The sequence below is a fragment of the Synechococcus sp. WC101 genome, from assembly GCF_047461555.1.
Taxonomy (GTDB): Bacteria; Cyanobacteriota; Cyanobacteriia; order Thermostichales; family Thermostichaceae; genus Thermostichus.
The window spans coordinates 1-1,175 of sequence record NZ_JANSHG010000305.1; the positions used below are offsets into that span (position 1 = coordinate 1).

The 1,175-nt window shown below is 59.7% G+C and carries 1 protein-coding gene and 1 pseudogene; one reads left to right on the forward strand and one right to left on the reverse strand.

Annotation, left to right across the window (positions count from 1 at the left end; all coding sequences use genetic code 11):
- A pseudogene (locus NW809_RS12700) lies at positions 1-214 on the forward strand (NAD(P)H-quinone oxidoreductase subunit I); the annotation flags it as partial.
- 24 nt (positions 215-238) lie between these two features.
- On the opposite strand, the gene NW809_RS12705 reads toward NW809_RS12700, so the two are convergent.
- Positions 239-1,175 (reverse strand): right-handed parallel beta-helix repeat-containing protein (locus tag NW809_RS12705; RefSeq protein WP_414402311.1); only part of this gene is annotated, 937 nt, incomplete at its 5' end.

Here is a 1,175-nt window from a genome sequence, read left to right on the forward strand (position 1 = left end):
AGGTCGCCTGCCTTCCAAAGTAACAGAGGATCCAATGGTGACACCTCTACGGGAGTTTGCCTACCTGCCCAAGGGGGTGATCGATCCCCACGACCTGCCCCCTGGATCCCAGCGAGCTGGGAAGCGACCGGAGGAGATTCTGGCGGAAATGAAGGCGGCCAAAGCTGCCGAAGAGACGGAAGAGAAAGTGGCCAAAGCTGCTGCAGATACCTAGGAACAGCGCCGGAACAATCTCACCTCAGTCAGGTGTAAGCCTGAGGACGGGTTGGAGGCCCAAGATGGCATCCACATCCATCTGAATAGGGCTGGTGCCGAGCAGTGGGGGAGTTGGAGATAGCCTCGGAGCGGGCGGGGGAGTCAGCACTGGGACAGGTCTAGCTGTCGGTATCGGCGTAGGCACAGATCCACTGCCAACTCTCTCGGCAAAGTTGCCCTGGAAGTTGTTGCCAGCCAAGTAAGCAGCGACTACTGCCTCTGGCGTGCCGGGGGCCACTTGAATGGCTACCCCCGCGCCCTCGCCCCGAGCTAGGAACGTATTCCCAACAATGGTGCGAGCCTGGGTTCCTTGCAAAATGCGAATGCCGACACTGCCGACTATCCTGCCCACGCCGATCCGGTTGGATTGAATCGCTGGCGCCGATCCCGCTCCATCCAGTTGGATCCCGGTGGTGCCAGCCATGTCTCTTTGCCGCGCCTGCAACGCCAAGCCAGCCGCGGCGGTGGCTGGATCCCCTTCGATCTGGTTGTTGCGGAAGATCCCGCCGGAGTTGTTGCTGTAGCGAACTGCCAAAGCTCCCAAAGCTTGCAGAAGGATCGCGTTGTTCTCCAGGAGCGGGTTACTCCCCGGCACAGTGCCTACACCTACGCCTCCTGCCTTGCTGACACTGACTGAGATGCTTGCAATACGGCCACTGCCCGAGACCTGCACACAGGGATCCAAAAATTGCTGGCAAAAAATCTGGGCCAATTGGTTTAAAGCTCCCTCCAAAGCGGCAGCGTTGCCGTTGACCAAGATGTTGGAGCGGGGGTCGTTGAGGGTAACCTTGCTCGGCTGAAAGGTGCCACCGTTGACCTGCACCCTTCCGCCTTCCAACACCACCTCCACCCCTTGCAGGCTGGTTTGGCTGGCTACGATCACGTCGAACAACCCGGCCAGGATCTCATAAGCTGTGGAG